Annotated in this window: 27 protein-coding genes; 3 read left to right on the top strand and 24 right to left on the bottom strand. The window is 38.9% G+C overall.

Translation table 11 applies throughout. From position 1 onward, the window contains the following. Window positions 1-11: 11 nt before the first annotated feature. The 19 genes from LG273_RS05575 to LG273_RS05485 form a co-directional block, all read right to left on the bottom strand. Window positions 12-1,391, bottom strand: coding sequence for an alkaline phosphatase (locus LG273_RS05575; protein ID WP_404458527.1), 1,380 nt, complete (start codon window positions 1,389-1,391; stop codon window positions 12-14). A gap of 420 nt (window positions 1,392-1,811) precedes the next feature. Then, the gene (locus tag LG273_RS05570) at window positions 1,812-2,753 is read right to left on the bottom strand and encodes a phosphotransferase (protein WP_404458525.1); all 942 of its coding nucleotides are present in this window, start codon (window positions 2,751-2,753) and stop codon (window positions 1,812-1,814) included. Continuing rightward, on the bottom strand, window positions 2,750-3,301 hold the full coding sequence (locus LG273_RS05565; RefSeq protein WP_379563102.1) for a GNAT family N-acetyltransferase: 552 nt from the start codon (window positions 3,299-3,301) through the stop codon (window positions 2,750-2,752). The genes LG273_RS05570 and LG273_RS05565 overlap by 4 nt, the downstream gene beginning before the upstream one ends. A gap of 20 nt (window positions 3,302-3,321) precedes the next feature. Next, a complete protein-coding gene (locus tag LG273_RS05560; protein ID WP_379563100.1) occupies window positions 3,322-3,732 on the bottom strand; it encodes a DUF4181 domain-containing protein in 411 nt (136 codons plus the stop codon). A gap of 25 nt (window positions 3,733-3,757) precedes the next feature. Further along, complete coding sequence (locus LG273_RS05555; protein ID WP_404458523.1) at window positions 3,758-4,474, bottom strand: alpha/beta fold hydrolase; 717 nt, start codon at window positions 4,472-4,474, stop codon at window positions 3,758-3,760. Between the two features lie 40 nt (window positions 4,475-4,514). Next, window positions 4,515-4,934, bottom strand: a complete 420-nt coding sequence (locus tag LG273_RS05550) for an NUDIX hydrolase (protein ID WP_404458522.1) — start codon at window positions 4,932-4,934, stop codon at window positions 4,515-4,517. 18 nt (window positions 4,935-4,952) lie between these two features. Continuing rightward, window positions 4,953-5,366 carry a VOC family protein gene (locus LG273_RS05545; protein ID WP_404458520.1) on the bottom strand — a complete coding sequence of 138 codons (414 nt, stop codon included), beginning with the start codon at window positions 5,364-5,366 and terminating at the stop codon, window positions 4,953-4,955. Beyond that, the gene (locus tag LG273_RS05540; protein ID WP_404458518.1) at window positions 5,359-6,066 is read right to left on the bottom strand and encodes an aspartate/glutamate racemase family protein; all 708 of its coding nucleotides are present in this window, start codon (window positions 6,064-6,066) and stop codon (window positions 5,359-5,361) included. Before LG273_RS05540 ends, LG273_RS05545 begins: the two co-directional genes overlap by 8 nt. Before the next feature lie 52 nt (window positions 6,067-6,118). Next, window positions 6,119-6,643, bottom strand: coding sequence for a GNAT family N-acetyltransferase (locus tag LG273_RS05535; RefSeq protein ID WP_404458516.1), 525 nt, complete (start codon window positions 6,641-6,643; stop codon window positions 6,119-6,121). 15 nt (window positions 6,644-6,658) lie between these two features. After that, window positions 6,659-7,024 (bottom strand): cupin domain-containing protein, encoded by a 366-nt coding sequence (locus LG273_RS05530; RefSeq protein ID WP_404458515.1) that lies wholly within the window; start codon window positions 7,022-7,024, stop codon window positions 6,659-6,661. Then, complete coding sequence (locus LG273_RS05525; protein WP_379563086.1) at window positions 7,024-7,470, bottom strand: YrvL family regulatory protein; 447 nt, start codon at window positions 7,468-7,470, stop codon at window positions 7,024-7,026. Before LG273_RS05525 ends, LG273_RS05530 begins: the two co-directional genes overlap by 1 nt. 35 nt (window positions 7,471-7,505) lie before the next feature. Then, window positions 7,506-7,868, bottom strand: a complete 363-nt coding sequence (locus LG273_RS05520; protein WP_404458512.1) for a hypothetical protein — start codon at window positions 7,866-7,868, stop codon at window positions 7,506-7,508. A 157-nt stretch (window positions 7,869-8,025) separates the two neighbouring features. Then, window positions 8,026-8,514, bottom strand: a complete 489-nt coding sequence (locus LG273_RS05515) for a GNAT family N-acetyltransferase (RefSeq protein ID WP_379563082.1) — start codon at window positions 8,512-8,514, stop codon at window positions 8,026-8,028. A gap of 159 nt (window positions 8,515-8,673) precedes the next feature. Then, window positions 8,674-9,039 (bottom strand): DUF1992 domain-containing protein, encoded by a 366-nt coding sequence (locus LG273_RS05510; protein ID WP_404458510.1) that lies wholly within the window; start codon window positions 9,037-9,039, stop codon window positions 8,674-8,676. Between the two features lie 115 nt (window positions 9,040-9,154). Beyond that, entirely contained in the window at window positions 9,155-9,709 is a 555-nt protein-coding gene (locus tag LG273_RS05505; RefSeq protein ID WP_404458508.1) for an SLOG family protein, read from the bottom strand. Between the two features lie 267 nt (window positions 9,710-9,976). Beyond that, the gene (locus LG273_RS05500; RefSeq protein WP_404458506.1) at window positions 9,977-10,453 is read right to left on the bottom strand and encodes a CotD family spore coat protein; all 477 of its coding nucleotides are present in this window, start codon (window positions 10,451-10,453) and stop codon (window positions 9,977-9,979) included. 104 nt (window positions 10,454-10,557) lie between these two features. Next, on the bottom strand, window positions 10,558-11,331 hold the full coding sequence (locus LG273_RS05495) for an ABC transporter permease (protein WP_404458504.1): 774 nt from the start codon (window positions 11,329-11,331) through the stop codon (window positions 10,558-10,560). Further along, window positions 11,318-12,295: an ABC transporter ATP-binding protein gene (locus LG273_RS05490; protein WP_379563072.1), complete on the bottom strand. Its 978-nt coding sequence runs from the start codon at window positions 12,293-12,295 to the stop codon at window positions 11,318-11,320. Before LG273_RS05490 ends, LG273_RS05495 begins: the two co-directional genes overlap by 14 nt. A gap of 479 nt (window positions 12,296-12,774) precedes the next feature. Further along, the gene (locus LG273_RS05485) at window positions 12,775-13,353 is read right to left on the bottom strand and encodes a GNAT family N-acetyltransferase (protein WP_404458502.1); all 579 of its coding nucleotides are present in this window, start codon (window positions 13,351-13,353) and stop codon (window positions 12,775-12,777) included. 135 nt (window positions 13,354-13,488) lie between these two features. Between LG273_RS05485 and LG273_RS05480 the strand changes: the two genes are divergently transcribed. Further along, the gene (locus LG273_RS05480) at window positions 13,489-13,872 is read left to right on the top strand and encodes a hypothetical protein (protein ID WP_404458500.1); all 384 of its coding nucleotides are present in this window, start codon (window positions 13,489-13,491) and stop codon (window positions 13,870-13,872) included. After that, window positions 13,809-14,576 (top strand): membrane protein insertase YidC, encoded by a 768-nt coding sequence (gene yidC / locus LG273_RS05475; RefSeq protein WP_379563067.1) that lies wholly within the window; start codon window positions 13,809-13,811, stop codon window positions 14,574-14,576. The genes LG273_RS05480 and yidC overlap by 64 nt, the downstream gene beginning before the upstream one ends. 268 nt (window positions 14,577-14,844) lie before the next feature. Here yidC and mscL read toward each other — a convergent pair whose 3' ends face one another. From mscL to LG273_RS05460, 3 genes are all read right to left on the bottom strand, one after another. Then, window positions 14,845-15,234, bottom strand: a complete 390-nt coding sequence (gene mscL / locus LG273_RS05470; protein ID WP_379563065.1) for a large conductance mechanosensitive channel protein MscL — start codon at window positions 15,232-15,234, stop codon at window positions 14,845-14,847. Window positions 15,235-15,455: 221 nt separating this feature from the next. Beyond that, a complete protein-coding gene (locus LG273_RS05465) occupies window positions 15,456-15,608 on the bottom strand; it encodes a small acid-soluble spore protein P (protein WP_058949927.1) in 153 nt (50 codons plus the stop codon). A 63-nt stretch (window positions 15,609-15,671) separates the two neighbouring features. After that, entirely contained in the window at window positions 15,672-17,021 is a 1,350-nt protein-coding gene (locus tag LG273_RS05460; protein ID WP_404458497.1) for a dihydrolipoyl dehydrogenase family protein, read from the bottom strand. Window positions 17,022-17,130: 109 nt separating this feature from the next. Between LG273_RS05460 and menC the strand changes: the two genes are divergently transcribed. Next, window positions 17,131-18,243: an o-succinylbenzoate synthase gene (gene menC, locus LG273_RS05455; RefSeq protein ID WP_404458495.1), complete on the top strand. Its 1,113-nt coding sequence runs from the start codon at window positions 17,131-17,133 to the stop codon at window positions 18,241-18,243. 72 nt (window positions 18,244-18,315) lie between these two features. Here the strand turns inward: menC and LG273_RS05450 are convergent, their stop codons facing one another. Together LG273_RS05450 and LG273_RS05445 are read right to left on the bottom strand one after the other, a co-directional pair. Further along, window positions 18,316-19,248, bottom strand: a complete 933-nt coding sequence (locus LG273_RS05450) for a manganese-dependent inorganic pyrophosphatase (protein WP_404458493.1) — start codon at window positions 19,246-19,248, stop codon at window positions 18,316-18,318. 72 nt (window positions 19,249-19,320) lie between these two features. Beyond that, window positions 19,321-19,887, bottom strand: coding sequence for a hypothetical protein (locus LG273_RS05445; RefSeq protein ID WP_404458491.1), 567 nt, complete (start codon window positions 19,885-19,887; stop codon window positions 19,321-19,323). Window positions 19,888-19,899: the final 12 nt, after the last annotated feature.

The raw sequence follows: 19,899 nt of genomic DNA, 5'->3' as shown, positions 1-19,899 counted from the left end.
ATGTATTTACTTTATTCATTATCTAAGCTGGCACCTAAGGATTCAGCTATCATTTTTGGTAAATCAGTATTGTCATGAAAGCCTGTGAAGTCATTTGCTCCTGGGCCATATACATAAAGCGGCACATCCACAGCGGTATGGTTCGTACTTGTCCAGCCAATATTTGCTCGTTTACTGATCAGATGATTAATTGTTAAAGCAGGAACCTCTGCATCTTGAACCTGTTTTACCTCCATGTAACTCCAATCGAAATCAGTGTATGTTTTGAGAACATCCATAGCATTTGAACGATCTTCATTTAATTCAGACGCCATTTTAGCCCCTGTTGCAGTTACATTTTTTAAGGCTTCAGGAGATGCAGAAGCTGGACCACCATTTACCCCAGTTGTCATGCCACCAGTTTCATGGTCTCCGCCGATTACAACAAGTGTTTCGCCGTCTTCTTCAGCAAATTCCAGAGCTGCTTTTACAGCCTGTTCAAATGCTTCCACTTCTTTCATTGCCCAGCCAGCATCATTATCATGGCCTGCCCAGTCAATTTGGCTTCCTTCAACCATGAGAAAGAAACCATCTTTATCCTGTTTTAATACTTCCAGTGCTGATTCTGTCATTTCTTCTAGACTTGGTTGCACATCCTTTTCCCGCGACATTTCATCAGCTAATGCATCGTCTGCAAATAAACCTAGTAATTTATCTCCTTTATTTAAGGCGATATCATTTTGATTCATTAGTTCGTCCCGAGTCTCAACGAGCTCATACCCTTTGTCTTCCGCCTCTTCTAATACATTATCCTCTTCCTGGTTTCCACCCATTGATTCGGGAACAAAATTATTTTTTCCGCCACCAAGCATTACATCTACTTCATTAGCAATCATTTGACTGGCTATTTCCGTCTGGTTATTACGGCTCTCTACATGGGAAGCAAATGCAGCAGGTGTAGCATGTGTAATAGTTGAAGTCGCCACTAACCCTGTAGACATATCTTCGTCCTGGGAAGCCTCCAGTATCGTTTCCAGTTCTTCGCCATCAGGGTTTTGGCTAATCATTCCATTATTTGTTTTAACTCCTGTAGCCATAGCTGTCCCTGCTGCGGCAGAGTCTGTAATATTGGAATTAGCAGAATAAGTCGAGTACATTCCTTTTAAATGCTTGTCCCATACAGCATCCACCCCTTTATAGAGGCGATAATTTTTCGCATAGTCGGCATTAAATCCGTCCGGAATCATGTAGATTACATTCTCTACGTCATCTTTCCCTTTTTTAGCCTCTACCCAATCAGGTTTTCCTTTACCTGCCCATTCAGGTTTACCAGCCTCTACTGAAGGTACCGACCCCATTGCAGAAAACATCAGCCCTGCACTTAATGCCACAACTCCAACTTTTTTAAACATGCTACCTCTCCTTTCAAATTTAACTCAGTACAATCATAACTGGGTAATTTTAAAAGAGAATTAATAGAAGGTTAATAACGAATGAAATTTCTTAGTAGAAAAGCTTCCCTGGCAAAATGCCTATAGATTGCTGTTTTTTAAACTTCTCTAGTAAAAGAGCATGATAAAACTAGCATCATAAGCATGCTATGAAACTACTAGACTATATAGAAACACACGATAATAGGACAGATACAACAACGCTTACAACACTCATTCCCGTTCTACCATGTTTCCATGCTTCCAAAGCTATGGTGATCATTACTCCAGTTAACAGGAACAGTTTATATACCAGCATGAATGTATTCTCTAAAATGATGATGTAGGTCCCGAGTATTACAACATAACAGCCAATATTGTTCTAGCTATCGCTACCATTTATTACTCTCTTCTTAAAATATAATTAGAAGGGTCTTTCATGGTGCTTACGATGCTTTCAAATAATCTGCGTTGTTCTTCTCTCTCCCAATCTTCTGGGACATCTGCCATTAGCCACATTACCTCATCAAGAAATACATGATCGAGCGCCATTTCCCAATAGAGCTCTTCCATTTCTGTCAGCTCAACAAATGTCGAATAACCCTTCATAAATAAATTCCACTGAGCTGGTGTGAAAAGTTTGTCTGGTGCGCTGGCCAATTCATTGTGAAAAAGAAGCAATGCCAACGCTAAATCAAAAATCCTCGGTATCCATATCGCATTGTCAGGGTCTATTAAATAAGGAGATGGGGTGTAAATTAAATTGTTTGCTTTGTAATCATGTGGGGTCATAACATGTGGCAAGCCAGTCACCTTTAATTCATCCTGTTGTTGGACAGCTTGGAGAAATTTTCTTTCCAAATGATCAAGTGCTATTTCCACTTTATAAGACTGAACATGCTTACGAATCGCTTCCATACTCTCGGCAACTTCGTCGAAATTAAAATCATATACTTCATAAGTGCTTAATTGGTAGTCATTGGCGTTTGGTGAAAGAGCATGTATCTTCCCAAGTAGTTTTCCAGCCTCATAGATTTCTTTATCCGTACCTGTATATTCTTTTCCTGTAATGAACGGGTAAGCTACATATACTTCCTCTTCTATCTGTTGAGGGTTTTCTGTTGTTAAATGAACTGGCGTAACAACACCCACACCGTTTCTCTTTAATACTTGTAAATATTCCATTACCCTTCTCGCCTTATCTAAGGGACGCTGTGTCTGCTTAATGATTACGTCCTCTTGCCCCTCCTTCGACACCCTATAAACGGGAGAAAAAGCATAGATACTTTCTGGCTCATGATCTGTGTTAAAACCAAACTGTTTTAAAATCCCCTTTGCTTTCATTTATTTCCTCCATCCGTTCTCTTTCTATACTCCATTAACCAACAATCTCGATATTTCCCTTCATGAAACTCATGTGCATGTAATCTCCTAACCTTTTTAAAGCCGCACTTTTCATAACATCGTATTGCTCTTTCGTTTGTCGTCTGAGGGTCTAGAACCACAACGTCTGCCAGTTTTCGCTGAAGTAAATGACGGAGCATGGATTGTACGAGTTCTGTCCCAATCCCTTTTCCCCAGTAGCTAGGCTCCCCTATGAACTGATCCATACCATATACGGTCTTTTTTTTATCATAGCCTGTAAGATCGCTTGTTCTTTCATTAATTTCATAGAATTGAATATACCCAATAGAGACGCCTGCATGTTCAACAATACACTTATGTATGTCAGGTTCCTCCCCGTAAAAATCTTCCCTTACCATGCTAAGGTTATAAGGCTTATCCCTTCCTTCATAAAACTCTAGAACTGTTGGATTAGATAGCCATTTTACGAGGGAACCTTCGTCTTTTTGTTGGATCGATCGCACAAAAAGCTTTCCTGCTTTATACATAACTTTCACCTGTATTCTTTTTAAATATCAAACAGCCCAAAACCTTCTGTGTAAATAAGAAGTAAGATAAATAGAATGCTTATGGCGAGCTCAATAAGTGTAATATAATGAAACTTCTTAGACCTAATATGTTTCCATTCCATAAAAGCTCGCACTGACTCTTGCACCACAGCAAAGATTAATATTGCATAGACCGTATTCTTCCAATTTCCCTGGTAGATAAAATAAAAAAGGGGAAAAACCATAGAAATTCGTAACATCCAATCTATTACTTGATGCGTCCTATTAACATGATTGTAGGAATAGAACTTTTTATTTGTCCGAAATAATTTGTTTAACCCTTTTCTTTCCAACAAGTGTAGAATCATCACAATAATAAGAAGCAAGATGACTTTAATTAGATATGGACCCAAGTCAAAAGCGTTGTACATCATCTCCCTCCCTTAGGTTTCTATCTCACGAATCCTTTACATTATTTAAGAAAAGCTCATATGTAGAATTATATAGTTCAGGTTGCTCCAGATGCACATTATGACCAGCAAACGGAATAACCGACACATGAATCTTCTCGTTCATTTGCGGATAAACCTCAGCGCCTTTTGTTTCTAAACTACTTTCCTCCCCGACTAAAAATAAGGTTGGCATTTCAAGATCAGATAGATCCCCCGTTAAGTCGAACGGATACCAATCATGGTGTTCGGTAGATTTTAGTAGTGTAAGCCAATCTCCTTCGTGTATCTCATTAAAATAGGTGATGGCTTCTTCACTTTTTACGATCTCATGTACTTGCTTATTATCTTCTTCATTAAGTTCATTCCAATTATCAGGTTTTCTCGGTAAAATTCCTGAGAGCGCTAGACTCTTCACATAACGAGGGTATCGCTTGGCAAAAGCCAATGCAACAAGTGCCCCCATTGAGCACCCTGCAATATGAGCTGAGACAATTTTCTCATGATCCATGGTGTCCTTCAGATCTTCGACAGAATCCTGGACAAAGTTCGAATGATCTTCCGTTACCGACTTTCCATGACCTCTTAAATCTGGTTGAATAACTTGATAATCTTTTTGGAAATACTCTCTTTGTGCCGGAAAATCTACTCCACCTGTTTGAAGTCCTGTGTGGAGAAATAGAAGTGGTTCTCCTTGCCCGTTTTTTTCTATATGTAATAGCATATACTTTTCCCCCTTTTCTTTTCCATTTCATTGAAGAAAGCTATCTAACGCTATGACTAGCCATTATGCGAAGTAAAAATTCTTTATCATTGGGATAGGTTAAGTTGAGGTTTTCCACTTCTTCTGCAGATTTCCAGGAAATTTCATAGATTAACTGGTCGGGGTCCTGAATGGCTGGTGCTCCACCAGTAATCTTTACAGCAAAATAATGGACTTTTACCTGAAGGGAAAGTTCTTTTTGTTCTTCTTCCTTTACCAAAAGTTTCTCAATCACTTCCACTACATATCCCGTTTCTTCTTCTACTTCTCTAATGCAACAAGATACAAAGTCTTCGCCATCCTCTTTCATACCTGAAGGGACAGACCATGTTTTCTCTTCATTTAAGCTTCCTTGTAAAACCATTAATAATTGATTATGTTCGTTAAGACATATCCCAGCAGCCCCCTGCCATTTTTCCATGTTATGAAACGCCCCCGTTCAAATAGTATATCTATTTTTGAAATCAGGACTTAATTCACTCCAAACATCAAATATATTCCCACTAGGATCATAAAAGATAAAGTTTTTCCCAGGGTGTCCCCGATCTTCTATTGCTCCCACTTTTATGTCATTTTTGTTAAATTGCCGGTGTAGATCCTCAAGCGCATCCACTCCATCTACTTCAAACGTTAAAGAAAAGTGAGTATTTCCGGCGCCATCTATAAAATTTGCTGTAGCGTTTTCAGATGCTTTTACAAGGAAAAAGCTCTGATTAGCGAAGTTGATAATTGCTTTTTCAGTATCCTTATAAGTAACAATTGCCCCAAGTTTCGTTTCATACCATATCGTAGATTCCTCCACATTTTGGACAGGTAAATAGGTTGTTCCCACTCTCCAAATGGTTTTACCCATGGAATTCACCTTCTTCTAATGCTTTTTCTACTGCTGTTATAGCATGTATATAAGCTGTATCAAACACAGGAACCGGACAATCTTCTTTTTTTATCAAGAGGCCAATTTCTGTACAGCCTAATATAATACCTTCTGCCCCCTGGTTCACCAACGCTTCCATGACTGCTTTGTAGTAATCCTTAGAGTCTTCCTCAATTTTCCCAAGGCATAGCTCATTAAAAATAATCCAGTTTATCTTGTCCCGTTCTTTTTCACCTGGCACGATAACCTCAATGCCATTATTTGCTACTCTTTTTTTGTAAAAATCCTGTTCCATGGTGTAAGAGGTGCCTAATAAGCCTACCTTCTTAACTTTTTTATCATGGATAGATTTGGACGTAGCATCTGCAATATGAATAATTGGAATGTTAACTTGCCTCTCCATTTGCTCCACGACCTTATGCATTGTATTCGTGCATAATAAAATAAAATTTGCCCCAGCACGTTCAAGTGAAGACGCACAGTTAGCTAATATTTCTCCGGCTTTATCCCATTCTCCAGCCTTTTGACAATGCTCAATCTCTTCGAAGTCGACACTATGTAAAATGATTTTTGCTGAATGAAGCCCACCAAGACGTTTATTCATTTCTTCATTTAAAATTCGATAGTATTCAGCTGAGGATTCCCAGCTCATCCCACCAATTAAGCCAATTGTTTTCAATGATTAGCCTCCTCTATTTCTATAAAAGACGTGACTTGTGATGAAAAGGGCTTTATTGTTTGTTCCCTTCAAGTAAAGGTTCCAGGTCTTCCCAACCATATACTTCTTCTTGCAACGTTTTGCCAGCAATTGAAATGGTAAGACTGTCAATTTTTCGAGCGTAAAGTGATTTGTAAAACTGGACAGCCGGATTTTTTTTTAAAACAAGGACGACCATCGAATTAATCTCTAATGTTTTTAAATGCTCGACGACTTTGTGCAATAGCTGTTTCCCTATGCTCATGCCTTGATATTCTTTAAGAATGTAAATGGCATATAGTTCCCCTTGAAAAACGTCATAGCCCTTTGTCTTTTTAACGCCCGCTGTAGCAAAGCCAACAATCTCATGTCGGTCATTTAATGCTACAAAAACTATATCTGTTTTTAAGTTTTCCAGCCATAGCTTAGTGCGACCCTCGTAACTGAGTTTGTGTAAATATTCATCAGGAATGATCCCTTCATATGTCGAACGCCATGCGTCTACATGGACACGAGCAATAGCTAAGGCATCAAGAACTTTTGCCTGTCTAATTTGCACGGATTACACCTCCGATCACTTCTCACCTTTTGCCTTCATAAATATAGCCTGATCCAGTTCTTCCCCCTCTATTGCGATGGCAACCAAGCCATTTTCCGATCTTGTTTCATGCCATTCCCCTATTTTCCAGAAAACGGCTTCTCCTCTTTTAACACTTTCCATCTTATTATTCTCACCCGTAACACTACCTTCTCCTTCGAGAATTAAGAGAAGTTGGTCTACCTTAGCAAGATGGCCCCCTATCAGGCCACCAGCCTCCAATGTCATACAGGAGATTTGCAACTTGGTATGATTTGTCCGAAGAATTCGTGAAAACCAAAAGTCTGAATTATATTGCGTAACGTGACTGCCCACTTCTTTATCGAAACGGAATAACTGCATTATTTTCTTCCTTTCATTTTATCCTCAAAAGCGTATTCAACTAGGGCAAAGAAAACCGCGATTAGTATCTCTTTAGAAAATGGAATTGTAATGGAAGTCATAACCTCATCGACTGTATAGATCGCAAGAAATCCAGCAATACTATCAAATAAAAGATAGAGAAATGTTCTCCATCGACCGAGATAGGCCGCAACCAAATAGTATAACCCTTTAAATACCGGCTCAAAAAGTAAGCTCACACCGAAAAGCAACATAATAAATCCCGCTAATGCTGTTAAGGAAGGATAGGTGATGTTCAGTACGGTAAATAACCCTGCAGATGCAAAAAAGTAAATGGCCATAAGCACTGAAATAGCAAAGACCACCAATAATACAAGCAGGAATCCAACGACTGTTTTTCCGATAATACTTAAATCTTCTTTGTTTCGATTCTTTTTCTTATACATGTATAGCTCCTATCCCATGATGAAAATGAGCCTTCTTATTCCATACCGGAAATCCCGAAAAGGATAAAACCAAAAAGAAGGCTGATAACGGAAATACCTCCTAAAAACCATGCTACTGCCTGGTTGTTCTTGCTCTCCTTCCATGCTGCAAGTAAACAAAATATTGCAGTGCTTAACCATATAAAATCAAAAAGGAAGTTTCCGACCGGGACCGAAAACAGATCATAGACCTCGACAAGAACAAATCCCCAATGAAGGAGCAGTACCATAAAAGCAACTAACGACAGACGACTGGGTCGAAGCTTCCACTTTCCATTGATAAAAGCTCTTATAATAAAAACAGTCATTATCACTGCAATAATTCCTGTGAGAATATAAATATATTGTGTTAAAGGCAAACGAATTCCTCCTTTGTACCGAAACTCCTTGTTTCGTTACCAACGACCGAAAATAGATATGATTCCGAAAATTTGGGTGATAAATAACCAAAGCTCACCTATTAGTTCGTTAGTATTACTTCCTACGTATTAAACTTCACTTTGGTTTCGAAATCTTCTAATCTATCTCTTTGACCATCCGAATGGTCTTTAAAATGTAGTCATCTAATTCTTCCTCAAATGCCCCGTGTGTTTGAAAACCTTTTGCTTTATAGAATCTCATACCAAGCTGATTTTTTTCTTCCACATTAATAAAAAGCTTTGTAGCATTTTCCAATTCGTTCAGGCCTTTCTCTAATAATGCAGTGCCTATACCTTCTCCTTGCACTTCCGGGATAAGATAAATAGCACTAAGCTCCACTTCTCCATTTTCTTTGACACTGGAGAAATTTGCAAACCCAATAACCTCCCCGTTTCTTTCTGCAACATATATTAGGGAGCGTTCCATCCTTCTTTGCATCATACCCTCACTATAGGCGTTACTTAAAAATTTCTGTTGGATTGCTTCAGGGATAATTCCTCTATATGTAGATCCCCAGCTTGTCTTGGCAACATGTTGTACGGCTGAAATATCTTTTTCCTCCATTGAACGAATAAATGCATTCATATATTTACCCCACCTATATTCCAATATTTTCAAACATTATAACATTAATCAATCTTTAGAAGGGCGAAATATTACTTATTTTTCTTGAGGGGGGAAAATTTGTGATGAAAAGAAGAAGAGGCAAATTCACAGTTGTGACTTTGCCTCTTTCATCCATAATTAGTCTAAAATACGATTACGCTGCAAGGAAGGTGGACATGCATAATTATACTCTTTCACTAGCTTGTTAATCTGCTTTACTTGCTTGCTGCGTTCTTTTCCTCCCAATTCAGGTAAAGTTTCCTTAAGTGAATCAATTTTGTTTGCTAGTTCCACCCATCTTGGCAATACGTGATTGTCCTTCATGGTTTTATAAAGTTGCTTTTCTTCTGGGTTTAAATAATCCTGGCCAATCTTTAATGGCTTTCCCTTTCCCGGAAGATCTGAAAAATGCCCTTCTCGCTCCGCTTTTTGAATAATCTCAGACATGTGATCCTTATACTGTAATCTTTCTTCGATTTCAAATGGTTCCTTCTTTTTATCCATCAACCCCAACCTCCCATTTTGCTATTAACACTTTATTCGCTTTTTCAGCAAAAAATCCCTGCTTGAATAAGTCGGGATAAAGGTAGGTTGGTGTAAGACTTCCCCTTTTATCTGCTCACTGCCAATAATCTGGATCGGCCATACGTATTTCTTCCACAATATCATCTAGATCTGCAGGGGTAATCGTATAAATGGAGTACGCTTCTCCAGCTTCCTTGGCTGCATGATGAAAGAAACGATTACTCCCAGGGAATTCGTCATCCATAAGAAGTAAGCATGCATCACTTTTGTCGACAAGCCACATATTTTTAGCCTTAAATTGATAAGCACCTTTATAGTCCCCTTTATAAATTGGTTGGAAAAAATCTGCAAGCATCATCAGCTCTTCATATTTTTCCTTGAGGGGCTCAGGCCAGCGACTTTCCTGGTTTTCAAATGGAGGAAATACGCCCAGCTTAATGTCATATTCCTCTTGTAAAGTAAAGATAATATCAGCTGTCCAAAGCTCTACCCCCATCTGTCCAGAAATAATTACCCATTCCAAACCTTCTTCTATAAATTGAATGAGTCTTTTTTGCAGAGCTGCTTTTATGATACTAATACGAGGATCGTTCTCTTTAAATATATTTAATTCGGCAGGTTTATAACCAGACACTGCTATAATTTTCATATGTATCCTCCAAGCAAAAAGATAATTAATCACCGTAAATAATCGTAAAGTGAAACTTCATTTGATGGGGGGGTTCCCCTTCTTCCCCCACCAAATGTTAGTTGAACGAATTGAACCTTTACTGGCAGGTGATCCCCACTTAAAATGCTTGATTTCCCGCTTGGGTCTTACTGCCAGTTAAGACGGCCAGTTAAGGCGTGATAAAAGAAAAGGCTGACACTATTCACGCCAGCCTTAACACTTAAGATAACATTATTTATTCAGTTCTTACCACTTTTTAGGTCCGCAGTGTTTGCCCCAACCTGGATTCATTGCTCCTGCTGTTTTATTACAGTTCCCCATGCCTGGACTCATCGCCCCCGCTACTTGACCATTTGGCCCCATGCCTGGACTCATCGCTCCCGCCACTTGACCATTCGGTCCCATGCCAGGGCTCATCGCTCCTGCTACTTGACCATTCGGCCCCATGCCAGGGCTCATCGCTCCTGCTACTTGGCCTGGTGCTGGTACATTAAATGATCCGCCATACTCGTTAACGCTATTTGCTGTGTTTTGGACAGAAGTCGAATGTGGGTAAAAATGTTTGTTCTTAACTAGATGGTGGTTCATAACAGTCGTATGTGATGGATGAATATGCTCCACAACACTTTCTGAATATTGGTTGACACAGTTATATTTTGTTGGATGGACTATTTGTTTTGGTCTCTGGCAGCCGCATCCACAATGACGCCCATGATGTCTCATATAAAATCCCCTTTCCTGTGATAGGTTCACTAATAACCTATGACAAGTGACCGGATAATGTATAAGGCATCGACCTAGTGTGGGAGAATTTTATTCTATACGGGCTAATAATGTGCGAGCAAGCCCTTTTTCATTGCCACTTTCTCACAATATAGGAAAAAGGCAAGGCCAATAATGGAATAGACCAACGCATTAACCCCTAAAATGATAAAATTCCCAATCCCTAATTGAGTTAAGATGGCACCATTGATCATCACATCCCTCACCATATCTACTCCTTTCACAAAGGGAAAGTATGCAAGAAAAGGCGCTGTGGATAACGGAACAAACGTTAGACCTGCCAAGATAAACTGCAAGATCTGCAAAAATGCTTGCACTTGCTTTAATATAATGGAAAGTCCGGCAATGATAAAGCCTAGTCCAAACATGCTAATTAACGATAGAATAAGTATAGGGAAGAGCGCGATAATATCTATGTTAAGCCACTGACCTGTTGTTAGCACGGAAATATACAATAACGCTACTATAATAAGAATGTTTGCCAATGTTGAAGAAAGTAGACGTGTAAGCATTATTCTCCAAATTCCCATTGGTGACATACATAATTGTTCCAGCGTCCCACGCATCGCTTCATTCGTTACTTCCCAGCCAATGTTGTTGACTACCATCATCGCTAAATACCAAAAGATATAATTTACGATCACAAACTGAATGTTGGCCTCCTGGGTGCTCGGATCACCTATTAACTGAATCCCGGCAAACATACCAAGAAAAATAACGTAAAAGGTAACAATCATCGCTAAAGTGTTCGGTAGGTACCTTCTTAATTCCAAATATTCTTTTCTTAAATTTGCTTTAAATAAATTAAGCCAGCGCATGATCTGCCGCCTCCCCTTTTACAATTTTCATAAAGACCTGTTCAAAATTAACGGTTTTACGGTCAATTGATTCCACAGGGGTGCTCTCGGTTTTTAACACTTCAAACAGATCATATATTTCATCATCACGTTGCAGATCAATTTCTAGTGTAGGGTGATGCGTATCTGGGGTGTATGTAAGCGTCGGGAAGAATTGAAGTAGTTTTGTCTGTTGTTGACTTGTTAATGGTTTGCCAAGCGTAATCGTGTAGGATTTAACTGCAAATAAGCGCAGTAAATTCTCAATCCGGTCATCTGTAACAACTGTACCATTATTAATAATTACTGTTCGCTCACAAATATCCTGGATAACATCCATATCATGAGAGCTAATGATAATTGTGCGGTTATAATCTTTTACGATTCCCCGGAGAATTTCCCGTACTTCATATCCTGTTTCTACATCCAGACCAAGTGTTGGTTCATCTAATAAGATTACGTCACTCTCGGCTAGCATCGCAACTGCAATCGCAAGCTTTTGTTGCATTCCTCGCGACAATCGATTTACTAGCTCATGCTCTTTCTGTTTTAAATTAAATTTAGTTAAAAGATCGTCTATTTGTGGAGCAACGGCTTTTCTCGAGATTCCTCTATTGCCGGCAAAGTAATCCATGTTTTCTCGAACGGTTAGACGCCAATAAAGATTACGATTTCCTTCCAGTACAGAGCTAATATGCTGCAATGCTTTCAAACGCTTGTCTTGGTTGTTTATCCCATTAATCGTGATGGTGCCTTCGTCTGGTTTTAGTAATCCACATATCATTTTTATGGTGGAGGTCTTTCCAGCACCGTTCGGACCGAGTAATCCTAGAATCTCTCCTTTCTTAACGGAGAACGAAATATTATTCACCGCTTTTACAAGCTCATTTGTTTTCCTTTTCTTATACGTCTTTTTCAGATTAGTAACCTGAATGATCTCATCCATTTCCTCCATCCTTTCTAAAAGGTAATTATTTGATTGTTTTAATGGTAACTAAAATCAGAAAGGTAAACGACAATCCTTAGGATGAAAATTACTCCGTCTAGGGACGGACCATTTCTCAGACTCTTTTTAGTAGATGATCAACTTGCTGAATGAGGGGGCTATGCAGTGTAAGGGAGATATCCATTGTACGAACTTTACAAAAAAAGGTTTCTTGTTTCTTGTTTTATGTTAATTTAGATGACGAAAGAGCCGGTGATTTGAAGAGGCAATGGGTCTTTTTTAATGGTTGTGGCGTCTGTTTGGCAGGTGGGGCGTCTCTTCAATGGTAGGTTGCTTCTCTTGGCGCAGCGTTGCTTCTCTTCCGGAAGTGCTGCGTCTCTTTTGGGAAGTGTTGCTTCTCTTCGGATAGGTTTTGTTTCTTTGGGACAGGCCTGTGGCTAATTAGTCAGACGCTGCTCGTGCCGCAAGCCTGTTGCTCATCAAAGTTTCTTTTCATAACAAACACATTCATGCACACGCTTATATTTTTCCTTAATAGCTAGTTTATTTTCTCCCGTATAATGCGCCCATCCCTGAATGAGCTGCATATTTTTATGGGATGTCGGTATGCTTGATAGTTCATCTCTCTCTAAAAATACATGTAAATAGGATGAGGTTAAAATAAATTTATTATTTTCATACCAACTTCTTACCCAGTTATCGTCCCTTGTCCAAGCTTCTATGTAAGCAATGTCAAGTTCCTTTGCTAACTTTTCTAGCTCCAGCAGCAGCTTACCTCCGACCCCTTCTCGTTGGTAATCAGGGTGCACGGCAATATGCCAGATCATTGCACCTTTATCTGGTTCCCTCGTGCAAATTCTGTTGTCTGGTGTGTCATATTCAGCATCTAGTAATCCAACTATTTTCCCTTCGTTAACTGCTACGAGTTCAATAGAGGGATTCTCATAATGTTCCTTTTGGCGCAAGACATTATCAAAATAAGCCGTATCTAAAAAAGATAGCACTCGGCAGCGCACCCAACTTTTTTCATCTTTTGGTTCATATCTTCTAATTTCCATGAATTTACCCTACTCCCTTTCTAACAAAATAGATTATAATAAAGTATAGCAAAAAAAACGAAAAACCTTTGAAACCTTTTTTCTCTGTATACGTACAAACACTTATAAATGATTATATAAAGGAGGTGAATATCGTTGTTTCTTGAATTTATGTCTGAGCTGGCAAATGACTTTTCTCCAGTATATGCCTACATGCTAAGTATTTTGCTGTCCGTATATTTTTCCTACAGAGCTTTTGATATCCAATTTGGGACCGTGAAAAAGTCTAATGAGATTTATACACGTTATACACATGAGCGCTTGGTCCGCTCCTTGCCTGTGCTCCTAACAATCGGGGAAATGGTTGAAAAACGGAGCTGGCGATCACACAAAATGAGGTTTCGCGACCCGGATGATGATACAGATGCTCCTTCCTTCTCGTTTTATAAGCAGAACAACAAACGAGGAGGACAACAATGGAAAAACAATCGATATTCACCTTTCTTAAAAAATACAGTTTTATCGGAGCTACGCTTTTAATCTTTTTAGCAGGATGTCAAGGTAATGGTGGCGAGGAATCAACTGGTTGGTTTCAAAGCTATTTTGTAGAACCTTTTTCAATGGTTATTGTACAAACAGCGAATTTCCTGGGAAATAATTACGGTCTATCGATCATTCTAATCACACTACTTGTTCGACTGGCGATTATGCCCTTTATGCTAAATCAAATGAAGAAAAGTTCTGAAATGAGAAAGCAAATGGACACTGTTAAGCCGGAAATGGATGAATTGAAGAAGAAATACAGTGATAAAAAAGATGTGGACTCACAAAGAAAAATGCAACAGGAAATGATGGAGCTGTATCAGAAGCATGGTATTAATCCACTTGCTTCCCTTTCCGGCTGTCTACCGTTGCTAATTCAAGCACCAATTTTACTCGGTTTTTACTATGCGATTAGGCAAACACCAGAAATTGCAACCCACTCATTTCTTTGGTTTAACCTAGGACAAACCGATTTACTGCTAACTACTATTGCAGTACTAATCTATTTCTTACAGGCAAAAGTTTCTCAGATTGGCATGTCACCAGAAATGAGAAAGCAAATGGCTATAATGGGTTATTTATCACCTATCATGATCGGGATTTTCTCTTTTAGTTCACCTGCTGCTTTACCATTATACTGGTCTGTAGGTGGGGCATTTCTGATCATCCAGACACTGATTGCGAAGAAGAAGTACATGTAAATTTTATAAATTGAAACTTCATTTGATGGGCGTTCCCTTCCACCCCCACTTAGAATCCTTGATTGCTTCCCGCTTTCTTGAAGTGGGGGTCTTACTGACAGTTAAGGCGGGACTAAATATAGATTTCACTCTAAGAAAAGAACCTTATGCACATATGGATGCATAAGGTTCTTTTTACATATAATGATTTTGACTCGTTACTCAACCCTATTAATTAAAATTGTCTAAGGGCCAATTATCAGAGTTAAACACAGACATAAATTCTCACTTACTTTTTATTCTGTTCTCGCAATAAATCTCTGATTTCCATAAGTAGCTCTTCTTGCACACTAACTTTTGGTACTTCTTCCTCCACTACTTCCTGTTCTTTTTTACGCTTCAGTTTCATCGCCAAACGAACAAAAAGAAAAATAGAAAAAGCTATAACAAAAAAGTCAATAACGGACTGTATGAAGGCACCATATAATATTTCTGATTCACCAAATGTATATTTTAAACCACTAAAATCCACACCATTCATCAGTATACCGACAATTGGTGTAATGATATTTTGCACTAAGGATGTAACAATTGCACTAAAGGCAGCCCCAATTACAACGGCAATTGCCAAGTCCATAACATTTCCTTTGAATGCAAACTCTTTAAATTCCTTCCACATATGCATGTCTCCCTTCCGACTGTTATAAGCAAACTTTAAACATTTGGTATATTTCCGTATTTCTATTCACTACTAAAAATGATAGCAGAACTTGCAGGTAATGTGAACAAATTGCCTTGTTCTATACTACAACGTCCTCTTGACGCTGATCAGTGAGTTGTTCTATTCGAACATAAACTTTCTTAAAAAGAAAGAAGTATCCTCTAAGGATACCTCTCTTCCTACATATCATGGTGAACGTTACGATTTTGCCTCGAATGGTTTTTGTTCTTTACTTGCTTTGAGCCACTTAAAGGCTCACCATACGGCTGTTGAGGACTTTGTGGTAACTTTGGCTTTTCCTGCTGCTTCGGCCCTTTTGGCTTTCCTCCCATGTTACTCTCCTCCTTCCGTTGATCATTAGCTTTTGAGGAGGAGACATATATTATGCATGGATTTTACAGCATAGTTGGAACATCGGAGACAGCTGTTGGAAAAGCATACACAACATTTTTTAGTTGGTGGGCAGGTATGTTTAGCTGGATGGCCATTGCAAAGTAATTAATCAATTCATCCGCTTTTCCTCCAACTAAATGGGCACCTAGGATATAATCCGTTTCTTTGTCCAAAATAATTTTGACTGCTGCCGGCTTATCATTGATATGACTATAAGTGAACCAGTTTGAAACATCCTGGTGATTTACCTTTATATCATACCCAGCCTCTCTTGCTTCTTTTTCTGTTAGCCCTGCACTAGCCAACTTCGGCTCTGAAAATACGACGGATGGAATACCCATATAGCTTGCTTTATTTCCTGTGCCATGAAGGATATTCTCGGTAACAACCTGTCCTTCCATTTGCCCAACTGGTGTTAAAGGAGACCCCTTCGTGTCTGCAACATCTCCTATTGCGTATATATGACGATTACTAACACTTTGTAATGTGGTGTCCACAGCTATACCTGACTTGCTATACTCCACGTTCGCTTTTTCTAACTGTAAATCTTCTGTTTGTGGAACACGTCCCCCTCCATGTACGACTAGATCTCCTAGGAAGGAAACTTCGCCCTTATCTTGGTCAGCTTTTACAACATATTCCGTATCATTTTTTTCAATTGCTTTTACCGAGCTATTCAAATGAATGGTAATCCCTATTTCCTTAGATTTTTCTTGTAACAAGTTGACCATATCTGGATCAAATGCGCTTAATGGCTGGTTTCCTCGTTGAATAATGTGCACATCACTTCCTGCTCTAGCGGCAATATGGGCGAATTCAAAGGATATATAGCCTCCGCCTACAAAAATAATTCGCTTTGGAAGCTGATCAAGTTCTAGAAAATCCTCACTGTAGGTTAAATGCTCAGCTCCTTCAATTGGTAATGGTGCAGGTCGAGCCCCTGTTGCAATGACAATCCTTTCTGCTTCTAATACTTGATCATTTACCGTTAGTAATTTTTCACCTGTAAACGTTGCCTTTCCGTGAAAGGTTTCTATTCCTGCCTTTTTAAAGCTTTTTTCCTTTGCCTCTGGGACAGGTTCTGTAAAAGAACGTTTAAATTCCATTAAATCTTGCCAATTTATTGAAGCTGGCTCTTGTATTCCTTTCCCTTGCATCCGCTCTGTTTCATCCACCATCGTCGAAACACTTGCCAACACTTTTTTTGGATTACATCCTCTTAACGGACAAGTCCCACCATAATCGCTTTCATCGATTATCGCAGTACGCTTTCCTTCCTTAGCACAAGAAGTTGCGACAGAAGACCCGGCTGGTCCTGTTCCGATGACAATAACATCAAATTTATCTGACATGTTTATAACCTCCTAACAATACCTCAGGTAGTAAAATTCCCCTATGCCATATTGGTTAAACTTTTTCGCCAGGGGTGAACGGTGTACACTAATAGATAGGAGGGATATGATGACAATTTCAATCAAGCAAATCACCTTACATCATTTACAGATGAAACTTAAACACCCTTTTACAACTAGCTTTGGCACTGTAGAAAATAAAGATTTTTATATAATTGAAATGGATGATGGGGAAGGTCACCAAGGCTACGGAGAATCAGTTGCATTTACCGCACCTTGGTATACCGAAGAAACTTTTAAATCCAACGGACATATGATGAGAGATTTTTTAATCCCTCTACTGTTAAATAATCCTATTGAGCATCCAGACGATGTGTCCAAGCTTTTCAAATCGGTAAAGCGAAATAACATGGCAAAGGCTGCCTTAGAAGGTGCAGTTTGGGATTTGTACGCAAAGCAGGAAGGTATGTCGCTTGCAAAGGCACTTGGTGGCACAAGAGCAGAGGTCGAAGCGGGAATTGCAATAGGTATGCAGCCTACGATAGAACAATTACTAAAAAAAATAGAAACAAGCATAGAACAAGGATATAAACGAGTGAAATTGAAAATTAAACCCGGTCAAGACATAGAAGTTTTAAAAGAGGTACGAAGCCATTATCCCGATTTGCCTATCATGGTGGATGCGAATTCTGCTTATACGTTAGAAGATATGGCACACTTAAAGGAGTTAGATGCTTTTCAATTATTAATGATGGAGCAACCGTTAGCACATGATGACATTGTAGACCATGCAAAACTTCAATCTGTCATTAACACACCAATTTGTCTTGATGAAAGCATTCATTCCTTAGAAGATGCAAAAAAAGCAATTGAGCTTGGAAGCTGCAAGGTGATTAATATTAAACCTGGACGTGTTGGCGGCCTAACAGTTGCAAAGCAAATTCATGATTATTGCGTGGCCAAGGGCGTCGGAGTTTGGTGTGGTGGCATGCTTGAAGCAGGGGTGGGAAGAGCACAAAACATTGCCTTATCTTCCCTTGCAGGATTCGAATTTCCAGGAGATAACGCAGGTTCTGCTAACTATTGGGAAAAGGATATTATAAAACCAGAGGTCATCGCAGAAAAAGGTATTATTAAAGTACCGACCTCCCAGGGAATCGGCTATGTGATTGACCAAGAAGCTCTCGCGCAATTTAAAATAGGGGAAGAGGTATTTTCGTAATTCCAATAAGACGAAACAAAAAAGAAGCTAATGACGGTTTTTTGCGGCCGTCGTTAGCTTCTTTATTATCATTTATTGTGTAAATGCGTCTGTTAGTGCTGTAACAATTTGTTTTTTACGTGATACAACACCTTTTAGCAATGCACGATTGTTTTCATCAAGTGACACATTAAAGGCCTGCTCAACTTTTCCTTTTCCTTCTCCTAGCGCTAGCACCTCAGAGTCGTTATTAAGAATATCTGTTACAACGAACAGGAATAGATCTAAGTTCTTGTCTTTAATAAGTTGTGCAATTTCTGTATCGATATCGTCTTGGAATTTATAAATTTCCTTTGTGTCAACAGCGTTTACTTGCGCAATCTCTACTTTTGCATCACCCATTGCAAATTCTTTTGCATCCATTGTCAGAAGATCTGTTACGGATTTGTCGCTAAGGTCTGCCCCAGCTTGAAGCATTTTTAGTCCATAAGTTTCCAAATTAACTCCAGCTATCTCTGCCAATTCATATGCTGCCTCTATATCTTCTTTTGTGCAAGTAGGAGATTTTAGTAAAAGTGAATCCGAGATAATTGCTGATACAAGCAATCCAGCGATTTCTTTTGAAACAGCAACTCCGTTTTCTTTGTACATTTTATTTAAGATTGTCGCAGTACATCCAACAGGTTCTACGCGAAAGAATAATGGTTCCCTTGTTTCAAAATTAGCAATACGATGATGGTCAATAACCTCTGCAATTCGTACATCTTTTATATTTTCGACACTTTGTTGGAATTCATTATGGTCAACTAAAATAACATCTTTAATATCCGTACCAACCGTTTCAATTAAGGCTGGAGCCTGTACACCAAAATGATCTAGTGCGTATTGTGTTTCTTTGCTTACTGCACCAAGTCGAGCTGGTTCTGCATTAACACCAAGCTTCTTTTTAAGATCAGCATAGGCAAGTGCTGAACAAATCGTGTCCGTATCCGGGTTCTTATGTCCAAAAATCAATGTTTTATCCATGTTCATTTCTCCTTCTTTCACAATGTCCTCTACAAGATTATCATACCTGCTAAGTGAATGAATAGCGATTTACTATTTTAACGTTTCGGTTACATTCCAAATCTTATCATATCCATTATAGTGATTCAACGCTATATCAAGGTCATGAAAATAGCGATGCAGCATTCTAACCTGATCCTTTTCTTTATCTGTTATGGAATTTGATGCAAGCTCTCGAATTGCTTGAAGGTCTTCCTTTAGTGCGTCACTTTGCACGTTATCAATATGAGCATCAATTGTTTCGATAATTCTTTCTGCCTGATCTGCTTGCTCATCCCAATCGAGACTATTTATATTTCCATATCCCGTTTTATTATTATAGAATACGTGGGTTTCTGCTATAAAGCTACCCATCTCCTCATGCTGAACACCGACCGTGTTTTGCACTTCCTCAATTTCCTTTTCCGTCTCTGTGTCTACTTCTTGTGCCTCTGTTTGTTTTTCTTCTTGTGCTTCTTCCAAATCTTCTATTGTAAAAACATTGGTGATATTAAAGACATTAAAAAAGAGTAGTAATGAAGCGATGATTGCAATGGAAAAGATACTTATTAAACTCCACCCAAACCATCCTAGTTTACGTTTATTATTTCTAGTTTGCATATCCGCTCATCC

The sequence above is a fragment of the Oceanobacillus kapialis genome (genome assembly GCF_044790185.1).
Lineage (GTDB): Bacteria > Bacillota > Bacilli > Bacillales > Amphibacillaceae > Oceanobacillus_B > Oceanobacillus_B kapialis.
Note: the sequence above shows the minus strand (reverse complement) of the source record. Positions and strands in the feature narration are given on the sequence as shown.